We start from the raw sequence: 17353 nt of genomic DNA, 5'->3' as shown, positions 1-17353 counted from the left end.
TTGCACGCAAACTCTATTCAGTCCTCAACAAACCGCGTCATTATGCGGTTTTTGATTTTTTGTAACGTTAAGTGCTATTAACGCTAAGAAGCTGCAAGTAGTGTTTAGTAAAGAAGTAGAAGCTGGTGGTGGCACAAATGGTGCCGAGAATGCCGCTAACTACTCAATTAACGGCTTCAATGCTGGTACCATCACACCTACGTTGTTAGAAGACGGCAAGACAGTTGAATTGGCGCTTCAAAACGCAATTTCTAACAACACTACTTTTGCAATTAACGTTTTGCCTATTGCTCTTGAAAGTGATGGCTCTGTTAAGACTGAGGTATTTACAAAAACAATTACCTTCAGTGACACGACAAAGCCACAATTTAAAGAAGTAAGCTATCCAGCGGCTGGAACTGCACGTGTATACTTTACTGAGGAGCTTTCCGTTCTTGGAAGTGTAAAGGTATATGATGGCTCAACTCTGCTGTCAAATGGTGTTGATTATAATCTTACCACTTTCAATGCTGGTGAAAATTATCTTGAATTAACAGGTCTAACCAGCAACAAGGTGTACACTGTTGAAGTAGTTGGTGCAAAAGACCAGTCTGGAAACTTTATTAGCCCGAACCCAACCTCCGAAGATGTAAATGTACTTGAAGAGGACACTACACCTCCAGAAGTTGTATCCGTCAAAGCGATTGACAGAGACACATTGGTTATTGAGTTTAATGAAAAACTGGCTGGCACAACCACCTTCGCTACTGTTACAGTTGGAGGAATTACAGCAGACGGAGCGCAATCATTTGATGAAGACACTAACACACTTACGGTTGCATTGGGTTCTGCTGAACCTGCTGGTGACTCGATAGAGTCTGTAGTAATTTCTGGGTATAGTGATCCATATAACAACAGTGGGGACACCTATACAAAAGCCGTAAGCTTCCAAGCTGACGCGCCTGAGCTGTTGAATACAGAGGTAAAGGTGATCGGTAGCGATACTTTCGTAGTATTGACCTTTAATGAGGACGTTGATCAAGCTGCAGCTCAAGGTCAAGATATTACCGGCACTTATGTCACAGCCAACAACATCGTTAAGAATGTGGATACCGCTGCTATAAACGAGGGTACAGATGTTACTGCAACCGATGAAGTGTTAAAAATCAAAGTAACAGGATTTGAAGCTGGTGCGTATAATCTAACCATTCCTGCTGCTGGTATTTCTGACGGTGCAAATGCAGCTTCTGATGATCTTGAAATTTCATTCACCTTAGAAGCGAATGACAATGCGTCGAAACCAGATGTAAGTGCGATTTACATCCCAGGTGATGATGCAAGCGGAGACGGTGGGCCTGCTAATGTTCCTCTAAACACAATCTATGTCAAGTATGATGCTGAAATGGGTCCATCTGCGATTGATGTATCGAACTACTCCATTGATGGACTAAATGTCTTTGAAGATGCTGTGTTTGTTGGAGATGAGACATTAGTTAAACTTACTATTGCAGATGGAGAATTAACTACCTCTGGTAATCGTGAATTTGTAATCAGCAGTGCTGTCAAGGGTAAAAATGACGTAGCTATTGACGAGGATTCTACCACACAGGGACTCAACGAGAATGTAAAACCCGAACTAGTTTCTGCCGAATTGGTTGATGGGGACACTATTCGTGTAACGTTCTCTGAAGTAATGAGACACAATGAGATTGAAGTAGCTGCTGGCTCTGGAGACGACTTTGAAGTATATGTCGATGGAGTTAAGAATGCGATTACCGCAGTTGCTTCGGTCGCAGGTTCAGCCACAGATGATAATGAGTTTGATCTGACACTAACTAATCCGATCACACCAGATCAAGTAGCTGACGATACTCTAATCGAGTTGAAACTGCTGGACGGCAGTGATGCACAAGATCAAGCAACCAACCCGTTAGCAGAAGACAACATCACTATCACTGTTGACAAACAGTAACCGAAACGCAACTTCATAAGCCATCCCTAGGATGAGCGAAAGAAGTGGAGAAAACCCCCCATAGTGCAGACATTAGTCGGCTATGGGGGTTTTCTCTAACTGTTCCGTTGAATTGACAGGTGCAATTCCTGTCCAGGACAACAGCCACGATCAGACGAGTAACCGTGTCCTGTGCCTAATCTCCTGCATCCAGAGAGGCGCTATCCACACTGAAGGGGTGAAGTCAGGTAAAGTCGTACTCGCTAGAGGCCGGGCTCCTTAAAAGATGGCTATGGTTAGGCAGACGAACCCATGACGATCCAGGGTGAGGTAGTGGGTGTCGTGATCCGATGCTAGCAGTTCGGCATCCATCCCTGCATGTGCGATCATGCAGCGGCGATCAGCACAATTGGGCTGTTAAACTGGTCGTTCTCATACCTGAATAGTGGGAACCTACGGTCATCAAAAGAAGGGATAGACGGAACGGGACGTTTGAAGTTTTGCCGGAGGAGATGGGATAGCGTCAACGATCCCGGCAGAATGGCGGCGGGTTCGTAGTAGTGAAGAGGGTCTGCCGTTGGTACCGCGATGGCAACATGGCGGGAGGGGAAAACAGACCGGAGCGAAGGGACCCAGTCAGCGATAAGATGTGATGTTACAACGGGCGCAACAGTTTGATACAAGACCGATCAGGATTGCTGATACCTTGGTATTGGCAGTCCTATTGGTCTTTTCTTCCGTTTGTAGAGCTCTTTGCATGAAAGTAAAGGGATTTTTACCCATAGAGGAGCTAGGGTATGGTATGATGGCACTGCCCGTTGTACGTTACACCGCTTATCGTTGATGGCACGCCGTGTGCGCTGAAAGGCGCCCGCACGGTGTAGGCTCGATTTGAAAGCCCAAACCGGGTATAAGACGAGAATAGCGAATTTGACAGTGGGGATGGCACAGTCAGCAATCCCTATGTGATTACAAATGCTGCTCACCTGGACAACATACGGGATCATCTATCCTCTCACTTCCAACTCGGTCAAGACATTCAGCTTGATTCAAATACGAATTGGAACCCGATCGGTTCGGTGAGCAGTCCGTTTACCGGAAATCTAGATGGAAAAGGGCATGTGATCCGTGGCCTGCGGGTAGACGGAGGGGGGAATATTGGCCTCTTTGCAAGCATTGCAGATGGTGCCAACATTAGAGAATTGGCGCTGGAGGATGCCAGCGTGGCCAGCACCCAGAAAAACGTCGGGCTGCTCGTCGGCCACATGCAAGGAGGTACGATTGACAGCTCGTCTGTGATGGGTGATGTGACGGCTGACAGTTTTAACGCAGGATTGTTGGTCGGTTTTATGGAGGAAGGAACGATTTCGAATAGCTCAAGCTCGGGAACTGTGGTCAATGAGGATTATTATACAGGCGGGCTCGTTGGAAGAATGAGTGCAGAGGCGAAACTCACCCGCACATTTGCCGATGCGACGGTTAAAGGTTTTGGGTTTACCGGAGGACTTGTGGGGGCGAGCGAGGGGACTATTGAAGAATCGTTTGCCATAGGTTCCGCTGAGAATAACGCTTCTAGCTTAGGCGGATTAGTCGGGGAAAACTATGGAACCATCTCGCAATCCTATTCATGGGTAGACGTAGGCAGTGGCAGCAATGATGTCGGAGGGCTCGTTGGAAGCAATGCGGACACTGTTACGGAAACGTATGCTTCCGGGAGCGTTAATAGTGCATCTCCCAACATAGGCGGGCTGATCGGAGCGAATACGGGAACCGTCAGTCGTTCTTACTATGATGCTGATACGAGCGGGCAGAGTGACACGGACAAAGGAACTCCGCTCACTACAGCGGAGATGAAGCAGGAAGCTTCGTTTTCTGGCTGGGAGTTTGCGAGTGTTTGGGAGATCCAAGAGGGCAGTGGTTATCCAACTCTGCAATGGGAGTAAGAAGTGATACGTGTAATCTGTTAGTTGGGAAGGGTCTAGCGTCGAGAGACGGTTAGACCCTTTTTTGCTGTGTCTAGATTGAGACTAGCCGCCGTACTTCTCCCAAAACTCCTCCACCGCCTTGTTCACCACATCTTTTACCGTGAACCCGGTATTATTCACAAAACCCGACAATCGTTCCGACAGTTGCGCTTGAACCTGAACGGTCCGGCGGCCTGACGTTTTCTAGGTATTCCTGGAGGATCGGGGCCAACTCCGGGTGCAGCGGGATTATTAGAATACCTAGCTGTTACTGGTGAAGTCGTTAATTTATGAGAAGTAGGAGACATCCCCCAAGAGGCAGAGACATAGACTTCTCAATGAAGGTTTTTCATCGGGCTCATCGAGTTGATCAAGGGGGAAAGGAATTGAACTATTTCTTGGGTACGTTCGTGTTTTTGTTACCCGGTCTGATGGCATACTTCTGGCTGCAAGTGTTTGGGCTCACTCCCCCGGTGAAACATACCACATCAGAAGTGGCGGGAATCTCAGCGCTGCTGTGGCTCCCGATCAGTTTTGCTTCCCTTTGCCTGCTCAACCTCTGGTCGTTGATGGGTGAGTACGTTCCGCTGCTTGCTGTCAAACGTGTTTGGACGGCAGATGAGCTGATGCAGGCCACGGGCGACATCCGTTACCTCCTGCTCTTTGTGGCGGTTAGCGCATGGGTCAGTTTTGGACTATGTGTAGTGTGGAGTACGTTTTTGGCATCCCGTCTGGAAAAGCTGATCAACAAGGTGCGTTACCGGCGAGGCCTTGCTGATTTATCGAGTCGATCGACGGTGTGGGACGAGATCTTTTCCACGCAGGAGCCGCAGGTCGTGGAAATCAGCAAACTGGATAAGCCTGAAGAAAAACAGATTGGTTCCATCATTCATGTCTCCCGACCATTTGAGCCGGAACGAGTGCTGGTCTTAGACGGCATCAGGCTCTGGACACAGGTGGTTGCCAAATATCGTCCAGAGCCTGAAAAGGTTTTTGTCGATATCAAAGCGGGGATTGTCATAAACGTCTTCAACAGTGATCTCATGCTGGAGCATGCTAAGCATGAGCTAAACACTACTTCTTCTGACTTTGTGATTGTTTGTGAGAAATCGTCGTGAGGGACGGTTTGCTTTGGGATTTTGCGATTTCGGTTAAAGATCTCTTGTTCTGGCTCGATGGCTGGGCTCCTGAGGCAGCTGGTTTTTTTGATCGGCCCACGATATCCTCTCCTTTCGTTGATTGATTTACCCTTCTACTATATGTACGGGAGCCCATTTAGATGGCGGATTCCGGTTTGGAAAGTGAACGAAGGGGTGAATCCGTTTTTTTGTGTCTACCGCATGATTGAACACGGAGAATATGCCATAAAATCGAAAGGTTGGGCATACTGAGGGGCAAGGATACCTTTACTGTGTAAAGCAGGTTAGGTGGCATTTGCCAAGAGGTTGTGTTAAAATAGCTTGTACAAGCATATGCTAAAAAGACCGCAGGTGCTGCGAACACCTACGGTCTGTACAATAGAGGTTCCCCACAAGGGGCGGCTCATTTCTGGGGAAGTAGATCACTGAGGTCCTAACTCAAGGGTGATCTACTTCTTTTTGTGGAAGGACAGTATAGCTACGACTAGCATGCCAAATGCCAGCATGAGACTGAGTGCTTCGTATACTGTCATGGCTCTCACCCCCTCCCGTTAGGGGATAGAAGGTGAGCCGACCACCCTTGAGGAGCCGATTCTATTGTACTGGGGAAAATTATACCACGAAATGAGGCGGAGCGGCACTTGTGTTGACAGTCCAGACAAGGGTTTACATTCTGGACATTCAACCTGGGCAGGGCCGTCATTCCGTTATAATAGGGTCAAGGACCAGCAGCTAAGGGTCACCCAAGCCTATCAACCACTCGGACGAACCGGGTGGTTTTTTTGTTGGCTGTTCCCCGTCTGTTTGGGTGTGATGTCAACTTGCGCTTCCGTACAATGCCGCTAAGCGATGGGAACAATATGGAAAGATGGAACCGTACGACTTGGAATACCCCCTGGCTGAAGAGATCAGTGAACAGCAGCAATTGCGGGAGTACCATTTCTTACAGGGATTTCTCTCTTGGGCGGACGGTGAATTCCTGGATGCACACGGTGTCCTGCTTGGACTAAAGCGTAACGAGGGGGAAAACGACGAATCCTACCGTGACCGGCTTATCGCCAAGGCGGTCGAGGAGGAAGGCAGCGGAGCCGAGTACGATTACACCCGCTGGACCAAAGAGGTAGCGAATGTTGGCGAAGTTTTCGTGTGGGGCGAGCCGCCGAATACGGTCCGCATTGCGATTACGGACGCTACTGGTGCTCCTGCGTCAGCCGATCTGGTGACGGCGGTGCAAGAGCATGTGAACCGTCCAGACAAGCACCACATGAATGACCAGGTGATCGTGTCTGCCGCCACTGCCATCAATCTGAGCATCACCGGTCAGGTTGAACTTGCGGCAGGGACAACGTTGGATCAGGTGGCCCCGCAAATCGAAGCGGGCATCCGTGAATACATCCGGACGCAGCGCGAGCGGGTGCTGTACTCGGAAGTCCACCGGCTGTTTAAGGTGCAGGGGGTCGTGGATTACCGAAACGTGCTGATCAACGGAAGCACCGATAATGTCACCATCCCGTTCGGGTCCATTCCGGTAGCGGCCAGCGTGGAGGTGACATTGTTATGAGCGATGTGAAGCTGATACCCGAAAGGAACCGACCGCAGTTACCCCCTTATTGGCGGGAGAATCGGGTGGCGCTCTATCACCTGCACGCCGCGGGCGCGGAGATGGATGAGCAGCGGGAAAACGATCTGGATGTGGCCCGGCAGATGATCCTCGCTACGGCCACCTGGGGACTGGCCTATTGGGAGTACCTCTTTCAGGTGCAGCCCAAACCGGGGGACACATATGACACGCGGCGAGCCCGCATCATGGCCAAGTACCGGCAACGGAATCCGTTCACGCCCGCGCTTGCGACGGAGATTACGCATGTGTTCCTGACACCGGAAGGGCAGGGCCATGTCGAAGTGATGGAGAACGTCGACACCGGGGCGTTTGTGATCTCGGTACCCTTGACCACGCTGCGCGACCTGGAGGAGTGGATCAGGGCCATCGAGAAGCGGAAACGGGTGCCGCACCGGTTCATCCCGAACCTGTTTAAAGGCGGAGAAGTGCGGTTTTCCCTGACGTCTGACGCTGTTCGGGTCTACATCAACCGGTTTCCGATCTGCGGGACATTCTCTTGTGGAGGAAGGTGGAGGCTATGATGACCGAGTACGCGCTGGGTAGACACGCCGATCTTTTGGCGTCCCTGTTTGTATCGGCGGAGGTTAAGATTGACGGTGTGATAAAACCCATGACCCTCACCAAGGTGCAAGATGGCGCCCAGGTGCGGGTTTTTATCAACATCCCGGCTGCTGAGGTTGGCCGGATTACCCGGCGGATTGTGAAAGACGAGACGGGACAGGTGGTGTGGGACGATCCCGTGGACATCGTGAAGCCCGAACGGGACATGACGCTGGAGATACGAGTGGAGATGACGTGGAAGGGAGGCACACCATGATGCTGCCGCATTTTGAAGATGAACAGGTACGGATAGGGGAGGAGAACCGGTATCGGATTACGGACCGGGGAGATGGTACGGTGGACATTGTGTTCACTGGGCAAGTGGAGCGGCCTGGAACGCCGATTAACAAAGCGACGCTGAATCCGATGGTGGATAAGATTAACGAGCTGGAGAGTAGGACAGAAGGGTTGGAAGAGGCGACGCTGCAACAAGTCCACGACTTGCAGGTGAACTTCATCGACCTGTCCATCGAGTTTGAGACGTTGAAGGGAGCCACGCTCAACGGTGTCACGGCCAACATTTTTGTTGAGACGTTCCAAACATTGAATGATATAGAGATGATACACGGGTCTTTTGATGTTACGAACGAGAAAGTCTATCTGCCTTAGAAAGGAGGGAGAGTATGCCGACATATGACGTACAGTCAACGGTTGTAGCGCAACCATACCACACATACGGCAACGGCGGGCGGAAGTTGGTGCGATTATCAAATGGGTGGGTTATTGTAGTTGCTTTCGACAGTACCAATAAGCGCTATAATTTTTATAAGTCCGAGGACGGAAATACGTGGAGTAGTTTGTGCTATGCGTATAATGCCAACTATTCTACCAGTAACATTGCTATAGTAAACCTCGGCACAAGGGTTTATTTGTTAGTGGGAAGAGATACTCAAGGACATTTTTACGGGTTTGATGCAACTACTGTTACAGTAGATTCCCAATTAATCGATCCTTATATTTTTTATGCCTACTCTTCCTCTGGCTCCGACTTTACCCCGACACCGACAGTCAATCATGCAGATAATACGATTCATGCTGCTTGGTCTGCTGTTATGTCTGGTTCCGTAAACTCTAATAATATCGCCTATTGCAAAGGGACAATCGCGGAAGACGGGTCGGTGACGTGGGGTACGGTAGAGCAGGTGACCACTATTAATACAACAGGACACAACATGACGAGTCCCTGTGTAGTTCTACTGCCTGATGGAAATCCAGTAATCGTTTACGAAGAGGCATCACCTAGCGCATCCTTTCCAATCGCAATAAGTTACGCCAAGTACAGTAACGGTTGGAGTGGTGGTTATCGGGACGGGTTTGTTTTTAGCAGCTATACCGAGTACGGTGACTATTATAATCAATCCTCCCCATGCGCTATATATGTACCGCAAAATGTGAACGGATTAGCAAATGGCCGCATTTGGGTTGCGTGGCATGGCACGGATGGAACGGACACCCCTAGAGTTCAATTGAAAGTGTCTTATTCTGACGACTTGGGTGAATCGTGGTCCCCGGTACAGAAGCTTACAACGGGTTCTGACAACGGAAATCAACCATCAATCACTGCCGATCCTAACGGAAACCCAACGATAGTCTTCGGGGGAATCGAGACATCTGTTTCAGCGACCTTCTACCAGATTAAAAAAGTAAAATATAACGATACAGGTTGGGGCGCTGTTTCAATAATCACTAACAACACAATAGACAATGCTATGCACCCGTCAACACTATTTGACAGCACGTTTTTGCTAGATTTCAGCGAGCCTTTGTTCATCTATCGGGACAACGAAGCATCTGCCGTCAAGTTCATGGGTACCTGGACCGTCAACGATCCACCAGACCCGCCATCGAACTTATCACCCGCAGGAACCAGCGGCGCCCCTGGATCAGTGGCAACACTGACACCTACACTGTCGTGGTCGTTTAGTGACCAAGACCCGACCGACTCACAGAGCGCCTACCAAGTGGTGGTGAAAAAGGCGGCGGAAGACAGCGTGGTGCATGACACCGGAAAAGTGACAAGTGGCAGCACATCCACGACCATACCAGCAGGAAAACTGGAGCCGGACACGCTCTACTACTGGACGGTGCAGGTGTGGGACAACGATGACGCAGCCAGCCCAGTGAGCGATGCTCAATACTTCAAGACGATGAAGGCACCGACAGCCACTCCAACCAATCCAACGGGTACAAGCACTACCCCGCAGGCTGCCGGTACAGCTCCCCGTCTTGAATGGTCATACAGCGATCCAGAGGGGCACGCACAGCAGAAGTACCAATCTCGGGTGTACAAAGGCGCTGACGATTCGCTCGTCCATGACAGCGGCGTGGTAGCGTCCGCAGACCCATTCCATGACGTGCCTGACGGTGTTCTCTTGGCTGGGGAAACATACTACTGGCAGGTGCAGGTCATAGACAGCACGGGCATGGTGAGCGCGTGGACGAGCCCGCAATACTTCATCACGAACCACGCACCGGCAGCCCTGACGACGATCAGCCCGGTAGACACGCTACGGACACCTGTACGCCCTGCCTTCACGGCCCAGATCGGCGACGACGTGGAGGATGACGGCCAGCATTTCGTGTTGCAGTTGGCGGACGACAATGCTTTCTCCATCAACCTGCAAGAATTCATCAGCAGCACAGACGCCACGGGTTGGGAAGTTGCCCCGCCGAGTGGTTCCTTTGCCCCGCTGACCACAGCAGGCGTAGACAGCACGTATGAAGGCGGGCAGGTGCGCTGCACGATGCAAGTCGATTTGACCGAGGGACAGACCTACTACTGGCGCATGGCTCCGATAGACGCCACTACAGGGGCACGGGGAGCATGGACAGAGACCCGATCCATCCGAGTGGGGGACAAACTTCAGTTCAAACTCAAAAGCCCCATCGTCACCAGCGTAGCAGCTCAGCGGCTAGTTTTTAGTGCTGTCTATAGCTTGGCTGCGGACGGCACGATCCCGGCAGGAATTCTGGTAGAAGTCTGCAACAACGGGAATGACGCTGCCCCAACTTGGGAGGATGCGACGACGACGGCCTTCCTGACCCGGCAGTACCACCAATTCGCCAACGCGACCAAGACGGCAGCCGATTGGGCGATTGACCTTCGCGTGACGGTGACGGCAAATGATTCTTGGAACGAGATTTCGTTTGACGGAATCGGGTTCTCGTTCGACTGATAGAGGGGAGGAAAAGTCGTGAGAGCAATCACCCAAACCGACTTGCTAGAGCAAAGGCGAAAAGAACGATCTAAGATGACAGCCGATCAATGGTACCAAACCATCAGGCAGACCAACGCGCCGTTGGAAGAGTGGAAAGAAGCCAAGATAGCCCAGTTGGACGGGATGGCCGAGCGGGATATTCTCTCCGGATTCACATCTCAAACAACTGGGCATTTCTATCGATTCAATCAGCTGGATCAGATGAACTTCACGCAGCAGATGCTACTTCTGGTTGCTGACCAATCCATTGCGGAAGTGTCATGGAAAACCGAAGATGCCGGTGTTGTGGTGCATACCCGCGAGCAGTTTCTGGCCGTGACGAACGAAGCCGAGCAGCACAAGCGTAGCCTAATGGAGCGATACTGGACACTGAAAGCTCAGGCACAGGATGCCACAACAAAAGAAGAAGTGGATACGATCAACTGGTAGGTGGGATCACCGTGGACCTGAAACCCTACGCCCTAATCTTCGTGAAAGGGCGAACGTGTCTCGGACGGATCAACCGCCAAGTGACGGACTCGCCCTATTCTCATGTTGCCGTCGTTCTGGATGAGTGGCACGTGGCAGAAACAAACTGGTGGTCCCCGTTGAAGGTGCGGCACCTGACATATCCTCAGGACATGATCGATGTGTACCGGTATCGGGAGCCGGTCACGCCAGCACAGGCTGCAGCAATGGATGACTTCATCCAGGCCAAGCTGTGGACGCCATATGATTTCATTCAGTCAATCACCAATGGCTTGTATCTTCTGACTGGTCTGGCGATTCGCGACACTCCTGACCGCATGAACTGCTCAGAGTTTGCCGATGAGCTGTATGCAGCAGCCGGGATCGACCTGTCGTTGAGGCCGTTGGGGAAAGTGACGCCGGCAGATTTGGCCCGGTCGGATAAGCTGGAGCGAGTGGCAAATCGGGAGAATCGTAGGCGATACCTTTCTCAGCATAGTAGAGAGACGTTTTTCTTGAGAAGCTGCCACGGTTTCGTTTGCTATCAGACTCCAAGCTAGAACTACAGCAATTGCGCAACTTTGTCCTTGTCCATATCGTATCAATGGATAGGAATGCTTAAGGAGGGTCAAGGTTGTGTTCGATTTAGGCGCGGTCAGTTTTGAGTGGGGAACGATGATTTTTCAGCTTATTGTCACACTCATCGTCTTTGTGATACCTGGTGTGCTGATGATCTACCTAATCTATCGCTGTGGATTGAAGAGAAAGGTAACGGAACTGGAGCAGAGAATCGAACAACTGGAAAAGGAACGAAGGAAATAGGGGAGCTGCATGGCTCCCTTTTTCTGTTTGAGGAGGAGGGAAGCGAGCACATGGAACAGACACTATGGAATACGTTGCTGCAGCAGGGGCCGTTCGCGGCCCTTTTTGTATGGCTGCTATTTTATGTCATGAAGACGAGCAAAGAACGAGAGATGCGCCTGCAGGAGTTGCTCAACAAGTTCAGTGACAAGTATGACGTGGTGATTACGGAACTGCGCGAAGTGAACTCAGAGCTGCGAGAAGTCAAAGAAAAGGTGGGGAAGTAAGATGAAGAGCAAGAAGCAAGGAAACGTAGTTGTTCTAGTGACCGGCCTGTTGGGTGCCGCCAAACTGACATTGGAGGCATTCGGCTACAGCATCATCACGGAAGACCAAATCAACGCGATTGCCAACGGTGTAGCTGCGGCTGCCGCCGTTGTGGCAGCGTTTCTCAACAACTTCAAAGAGGAGAAGGATGCACGATGAAGTTGATCGCAGTAGATGATGGCCATGGAATGGAGACTGCCGGAAAAAGAACACCTCCATTTTCCGACGGAACAGTCATGAGAGAAAACGAATTCAACCGGGCCGTTATTGCCTACCTGGATGCCGCACTTCAACGGTGCGGCTTTCTTACGCTTCTGGTGGCGCCTGGTGACGATGACGTACCACTGAGCACTCGTACCGAGCTGTCTAACAATGCTATCCGAAACAAGTACAACCGGCCGGCAGACCTGTATATCAGCATCCACACGAATGCCTTCACAGGCGAGTGGCAGGACAAAGCGCGGGGGATTGAGACGTACCATTACCCCGATGTGGAGGACGGAAAACGAGCGGCACAGATCATCCACAGCCATCTGCTGCGGGGAACCAATCTGCCTGACCGAGGCGTGAAGACTGCCGACTTCTACGTTCTGCGCCATACTACCATGACAGCAGTGCTCGTAGAGTGCGGATTCATGGACAATCGGGAGGAGGCGGAGCTGTTGCGGTCCGAAGCATATCGAAAAGAATGTGCCGAGGAGATCGTTACAGGGATATGCGAATACTTTAGCGTTGAATACGTGCCGGAGGGTCAACCTGCAGGTACGTCCATAGCTGGATCGGCTCAATCCACAGTAGAACAAGCGCAAGAGTGGGCGCGGAACCGTGGGGCAGCTCAAGCCTTCATTGACGTAGCTCCAATCTACTGGCGACTTGGGGCGGAGATCGGCATCCGGCCAGAAGTAGCGTATGCGCAAGCGGCCAAGGAGACGGCGTTCGGCAGATTCGGCGGAGTGGTTGATCGTTCGTTCCACAACTGGTGTGGACTGAAAACCACTCAGGGCGGCAGCAACAGCGATCCGAACGCACACGCTCAGTTCCCCGATGATGAAACCGGTGTGCTGGCTCATCTGCAGCATCTGGCCTTGTATGCTGGCGTGGAAGTGAGCGGAGAGATCGTAGACCCTCGGCACTTCTCTTCTATCGAGGGAACGGCACGGACAGTGGAATCTCTCGGCGGGAAGTGGGCACTGGCTGCAGACTATGGGCAGTCGATTGTGCGGGACTACCTAGAGGGACTGCAGCAGACAAAGATATTCACACCTCCTGTTGATAACTCTGTGGATAAAGAAGCTGCGGAGAAAGTCATTGGTGTCCTGGGAGCGCTCTGGACGGCTAGCGCCGACAAGCGCCGACAAGCGGGTGCAGGATGCGGCACGTTATGCTGCTAACGCTTTGCGGGATGTTGCAAGGATACCGAGATAATTATTCAGAACCCTTCGGCATACTCGCCGGAGGGTATTATAGTTGTAAATGTTGCTTATTTTAGTTCCTTCCAATAACACTTATATCTTCTATTGTCCTGGATTTCCAAAGACCCTTTGAGGTTCATTGTTTGGATGTTAAGGACATCCCTTATTCCCCAACTTAACTTAGCACTAGTAGTTGCGACAACTGCCTCTCCATCTTCGGACTCTGTATTCCCCATTGCTTCGCTGTCTAGTCTCCAGACATTTAGAATATTCTCGGAGAAGTATATGGGGTCCCTGCATACCAAGTAATCTTTTCACCGTCAGTTTTGGCATCTTGATAGAGGGTGTAACTCCACAAATCAATTCCTATGCACTTTCACATAGAATGTTGTTTTTGCTGTTACTTCTCTAAGTGAAGCCAACTTCCGTCATTTCAGAAATCTTAATCTGTTTGTTATTAGTTGGAGTATTAGTAACCGTCAGTTCGGACCAATACACAAAGGAAGGTGAACTGTAGATTAGCTTGTTTCGGGTAAGTACAGAAGTTTTTTTGCATCACGGTGTTTGGTGAAGTAAACATTGCACCGCTTGAAAAAATGAACCGCAATGGATGGCGTGGAGTAGACTATTACTCATTGCAATGTCCGTTGCATTGATTGTTGAATGCATTGTACGGCTCTTAAAGAAAGCGAATACGTCTGATTAGTTCTCAATAAGAGATCCTCGGCTTTAAACCACAATCCCGCGTTTGGTAATACAGGGAGGGTTAAAAAATTCACTTGTTGGGCCATGAGCGTGGGGGCAACTGAGGCGGCCTACTGGCGAAAGCTAGGACGAACGCAGACGGAGAACACATCTTCACAGTAGGCGGGGATTATAGTCCGGCGGCAGAAACAGTGTGGCCCCATGTTCACACAAGAGGGAACGGTTGCGGGGATGTTATTCTCAGTAACGATGCTTGTATGGATATGACCAATTACCGTAATGCCCCCCCAAAGTCCAGACAAATTTTTGCTGTTTTACGTTAGAACGTTTTCCGACCACCTGAATCGTAGGATGATCTGCGATATGCGTCAAGGAAGGCACTTGACCCATATCGCAGATCATCCTCTGTCTCGGATAGGTCGGAAAACGCATCGTTATGCAGCATGAGCCATCTGCGACTTCCGAAACTCGGTCGGTGATTGGTACCGCAAAGCAGAGTGTGGACGCTCCTCATTATAGAATCGGATGTATTCCTCAATGTCTTGTTTCGCCTCGGAAAAAGACAGGTATTCTTGCACCCAAACCGTTTCTTCTTTGAGCGTACGAAACCATCTCTCGATGTAAGCGTCTGCATCGGGATTGTTGTAGCCCGTTCGTTCCTGTTTGATCCCTGCATCCTTGAGAGCTTGTACATAGCGTTTGCTGGTCATCTGGCAACCGTTATCACTGCGAATACGTAACCCTTGCCCCTTGACACCCGTTGGAAACCGATAATCAATGGCCATGTTCACTGCTTGCAGCAGTTCATCCGTCCGGCAGAAGCGAGAAAAGCTGTAGCCAACAATCTCTCGATCATAGGCATCAATCACAGCAAAAAGGTATCCCCATCCGTCTTTCCCGCACCACACCTTGGTCATATCTGTTTGAAAATGTTGGTTGGACCGTTCGACGGGGATCTTACCTTTCTCTTTTTTACGCCGTGCGGCGTATGCCTTGGTGGCGACCAACAGATTCAGTTCTTTCATGATCCGGTAGACACGCTTATGATTGATGACACGCTGGTATTTTTTCTTCATCCACACCCGGATGCGACGATAGCCGTTGGTCGGGTGCTCTGTGCACAACTGGCGTATCTCGGCTTTGATTTCGGCTTCATCAGGACGTTGGCGCTTTTGTGTCCGCAAGGGCTTGAGCAGAGCGTAGCAATACGTTCGATTCAGTTGAAGGGCAGAAGCAATGCGCGGGATCGGATGCCCTTCACGATGGAGAGCCTGAACCAACTGACGACTTCCTACTTCCGACCCCAGTTCGTCTTTTTTCGGAGGATCTCGATCTGCATGGCTTGATCGCCCAGCAGTTTCTTTGCCTCCTAAAGCTCTTTCTCCAACTGTTGCTCACGGGTAGAAGGACCCGCGGAAAGGCCAGAAAGCCCCGCTTGGAGGAATGCTTCACGCCAACGATAATAAAGGGTTTGGGCAATGCCGTGGTTGCGGCATACCTCGGAGATGTTTGCGCCAGGAGCCATTCCCTCCAGGACGATATTCATTTTTTCTTCGGCTGTCCATTTTCTTCTCGACATAACAAAGACCCCTTTCGACCCTTCCTTGATTATAACTTACATGTTGTCTGGGGTCTTATGGGGTCAGTATACGCCGATGACTCCATGTACATGCGATTGGCCATACGAAATATATTTACAAACAGCGGGCGTAACGATCGCTGGAGAGGCAAGGAATGGGGAGGAAGCAGTAGCAGAGTTTATCAGATTGGGACCTGATTTTGTGGACACTGGATCTGACGATGCCGAAGATGGACGGTATGAAGGCCGCCCGACACATTTTACGCCATGATGAAAACGCAATCATTTTTATTTGTACAGCAATGGGACAATCACACCTCAAGGAAGAGGCTCAGAAAATCGGGGTCAAAGAGTTCATCGTCAAACCTTTTCAGTCGAGCGATATTTTACAGACGATTCATACGGTTTTCGGTTCTCAAGAGTAACCTCGCATTGGTCTTTTCTCACCGGACGTCCTTCCTTCGGGAAAGGAATCGGAAATATAGCACCTTGAGGTGAACCCTATAGTTACCATCGGGCTGAACCTCTCGCTGATTGGCATCAACGATCCTATCATTCGTGCATGAAGAAGATCGTTTCTTTCTTATTGTAAGAACACGTTGTAAGAACACGCACCTTACCAAGCCGTACCAAGAACCCATCACGAAGCAGGGAATAGTAAAAATATTCTTGACAATAGATCTTGTTGCATGGAATGGTAATAGAAAGAAAACCTCACGCATATCATGGCTTTTCGACGGCATTCCTTAACGTTGAAACGCTGAGGTTCAGCCATACATGAAACAGATTGGAGGGTTCTAGGATGTCGGAAAAGGATATTGTACTTTACACGGAGGAAGATGGAATTGCGAGGATTACCCTGAATAGGCCGGATGTACGAAATGCTTTAAGCCGAGAGGTTCTCCAACAACTTTCGTCCATCTTGGATAGGGTGAAAGAGAATGATCACGTAAAGGCAGTGATCCTTATCGGTGCAGGAGAAGAGGCATTTTCTGCGGGGGCGGACATTGCGTTTCTCAACCGGGCCACTCCTCTGGAAGTGAGGGAATTGGCTCAACTGGCGGTGACGGTGACGAGCAAAATCGAGTCATTGGGCAAAGTAGTTGTCGCTGCGATCAATGGCCACGCGTTGGGAGGCGGGCTGGAATTGGCTGAAGCCTGCGTCCTTCGTGTGGCAGCCCATCATGCCAGATTGGGCCATCCGGAAGTCCGCATTGGAGCTGTTGCTGGATTTGGAGGTACAACGAGGCTGCCGAGACTTGTCGGCAAGGGACGCGCTGCCGAACTTCTCCTCACAGGAAAGGTGATAAGTGCTGCCGAAGCTCATCAGATCGGATTGGTGAACAGGGTGGTTGAGCCTGATCAGGTATTGCCTGAATCAGAACAGCTTCTCCGAGAGATTCTCGCTCAGGCTCCTATTGCGGTAAAAATGACATGGGAGGCTCTACACCGGGGCTGCAATCTAACATTAGAAGAATCCGCGCAGCTCGGTGCAGATTACTTCGGTCTGATTGCCTCTACTGAGGACTTTAGAGAAGGAACGAAATCGTTCTTGGAAAAGACCAAACCTGCATTTAAAGCAAGGTAATTAATTGAGTAAGCCGAGGCTT

At 50.5% G+C, this 17353-nt stretch carries 19 protein-coding genes; 16 read left to right on the top strand and 3 right to left on the bottom strand.

Annotated elements, in window-relative coordinates; translation table 11 throughout:
• Nucleotides 1–100 precede the first annotated feature (100 nt).
• From LOK74_RS18985 to LOK74_RS18975, 3 genes are all read left to right on the top strand, one after another.
• A complete protein-coding gene (locus LOK74_RS18985) occupies nt 101–1951 on the top strand; it encodes a hypothetical protein (protein WP_230043561.1) in 1851 nt (616 codons plus the stop codon).
• 944 nt (nt 1952–2895) lie between these two features.
• Nucleotides 2896–3873, top strand: a complete 978-nt coding sequence (locus tag LOK74_RS18980; RefSeq protein ID WP_230043560.1) for a hypothetical protein — start codon at nt 2896–2898, stop codon at nt 3871–3873.
• A gap of 407 nt (nt 3874–4280) precedes the next feature.
• On the top strand, nt 4281–5012 hold the full coding sequence (locus LOK74_RS18975) for a hypothetical protein (RefSeq protein ID WP_230043559.1): 732 nt from the start codon (nt 4281–4283) through the stop codon (nt 5010–5012).
• 470 nt (nt 5013–5482) lie between these two features.
• On the opposite strand, the gene LOK74_RS24420 is transcribed toward LOK74_RS18975, so the two are convergent.
• Nucleotides 5483–5539 (bottom strand): putative holin-like toxin, encoded by a 57-nt coding sequence (locus LOK74_RS24420; RefSeq protein ID WP_420908801.1) that lies wholly within the window; start codon nt 5537–5539, stop codon nt 5483–5485.
• A 362-nt stretch (nt 5540–5901) separates the two neighbouring features.
• Here LOK74_RS24420 and LOK74_RS18970 point away from each other — a divergent pair, with 362 nt between their 5' ends.
• From LOK74_RS18970 to LOK74_RS18920, 11 genes are all read left to right on the top strand, one after another.
• Complete coding sequence (locus LOK74_RS18970) at nt 5902–6594, top strand: baseplate J/gp47 family protein (RefSeq protein WP_230043558.1); 693 nt, start codon at nt 5902–5904, stop codon at nt 6592–6594.
• Nucleotides 6591–7175 (top strand): putative phage tail protein, encoded by a 585-nt coding sequence (locus LOK74_RS18965; protein ID WP_230043557.1) that lies wholly within the window; start codon nt 6591–6593, stop codon nt 7173–7175. Before LOK74_RS18970 ends, LOK74_RS18965 begins: the two co-directional genes overlap by 4 nt.
• A complete protein-coding gene (locus LOK74_RS18960; RefSeq protein ID WP_230043556.1) occupies nt 7175–7471 on the top strand; it encodes a hypothetical protein in 297 nt (98 codons plus the stop codon). The genes LOK74_RS18965 and LOK74_RS18960 overlap by 1 nt, the downstream gene beginning before the upstream one ends.
• The gene (locus LOK74_RS18955; protein ID WP_230043555.1) at nt 7468–7863 is read left to right on the top strand and encodes a hypothetical protein; all 396 of its coding nucleotides are present in this window, start codon (nt 7468–7470) and stop codon (nt 7861–7863) included. The genes LOK74_RS18960 and LOK74_RS18955 overlap by 4 nt, the downstream gene beginning before the upstream one ends.
• 1100 nt (nt 7864–8963) lie before the next feature.
• Nucleotides 8964–10430 (top strand): glycoside hydrolase family 78 protein, encoded by a 1467-nt coding sequence (locus LOK74_RS18950; protein WP_230043554.1) that lies wholly within the window; start codon nt 8964–8966, stop codon nt 10428–10430.
• Between the two features lie 18 nt (nt 10431–10448).
• Entirely contained in the window at nt 10449–10901 is a 453-nt protein-coding gene (locus tag LOK74_RS18945; protein WP_230043553.1) for a DUF4376 domain-containing protein, read from the top strand.
• A gap of 11 nt (nt 10902–10912) precedes the next feature.
• Entirely contained in the window at nt 10913–11479 is a 567-nt protein-coding gene (locus LOK74_RS18940) for a C40 family peptidase (RefSeq protein WP_230043552.1), read from the top strand.
• 76 nt (nt 11480–11555) lie between these two features.
• Nucleotides 11556–11741 carry a hypothetical protein gene (locus tag LOK74_RS18935; RefSeq protein WP_230043551.1) on the top strand — a complete coding sequence of 62 codons (186 nt, stop codon included), beginning with the start codon at nt 11556–11558 and terminating at the stop codon, nt 11739–11741.
• A 50-nt stretch (nt 11742–11791) separates the two neighbouring features.
• Nucleotides 11792–12007: a BhlA/UviB family holin-like peptide gene (locus LOK74_RS18930; protein WP_230043550.1), complete on the top strand. Its 216-nt coding sequence runs from the start codon at nt 11792–11794 to the stop codon at nt 12005–12007.
• A 1-nt stretch (nt 12008) separates the two neighbouring features.
• On the top strand, nt 12009–12206 hold the full coding sequence (locus tag LOK74_RS18925; protein WP_230043549.1) for a hypothetical protein: 198 nt from the start codon (nt 12009–12011) through the stop codon (nt 12204–12206).
• Nucleotides 12203–13438, top strand: a complete 1236-nt coding sequence (locus tag LOK74_RS18920) for an N-acetylmuramoyl-L-alanine amidase (RefSeq protein ID WP_230043548.1) — start codon at nt 12203–12205, stop codon at nt 13436–13438. The genes LOK74_RS18925 and LOK74_RS18920 overlap by 4 nt, the downstream gene beginning before the upstream one ends.
• A gap of 1160 nt (nt 13439–14598) precedes the next feature.
• Here the strand turns inward: LOK74_RS18920 and LOK74_RS18915 are convergent.
• Together LOK74_RS18915 and LOK74_RS18910 are read right to left on the bottom strand one after the other, a co-directional pair.
• Nucleotides 14599–15444 (bottom strand): IS3 family transposase, encoded by an 846-nt coding sequence (locus LOK74_RS18915; protein ID WP_230043547.1) that lies wholly within the window; start codon nt 15442–15444, stop codon nt 14599–14601.
• 89 nt (nt 15445–15533) lie between these two features.
• The gene (locus LOK74_RS18910) at nt 15534–15743 is read right to left on the bottom strand and encodes a transposase (protein ID WP_230043546.1); all 210 of its coding nucleotides are present in this window, start codon (nt 15741–15743) and stop codon (nt 15534–15536) included.
• 221 nt (nt 15744–15964) lie between these two features.
• Here LOK74_RS18910 and LOK74_RS18905 point away from each other — a divergent pair, with 221 nt between their 5' ends.
• Entirely contained in the window at nt 15965–16168 is a 204-nt protein-coding gene (locus LOK74_RS18905; RefSeq protein ID WP_230043545.1) for a response regulator, read from the top strand.
• A gap of 377 nt (nt 16169–16545) precedes the next feature.
• Nucleotides 16546–17331: an enoyl-CoA hydratase/isomerase family protein gene (locus LOK74_RS18900; RefSeq protein ID WP_230043544.1), complete on the top strand. Its 786-nt coding sequence runs from the start codon at nt 16546–16548 to the stop codon at nt 17329–17331.
• Nucleotides 17332–17353: the final 22 nt, after the last annotated feature.

Origin of the sequence: Brevibacillus humidisoli, from assembly GCF_020923435.1 — a bacterium.
GTDB lineage: Bacteria > Bacillota > Bacilli > Brevibacillales > Brevibacillaceae > Brevibacillus_E > Brevibacillus_E humidisoli.
The sequence above is the reverse complement of the archived record's forward strand: the minus strand, read 5'-3'. Positions and strand labels throughout refer to the sequence as shown.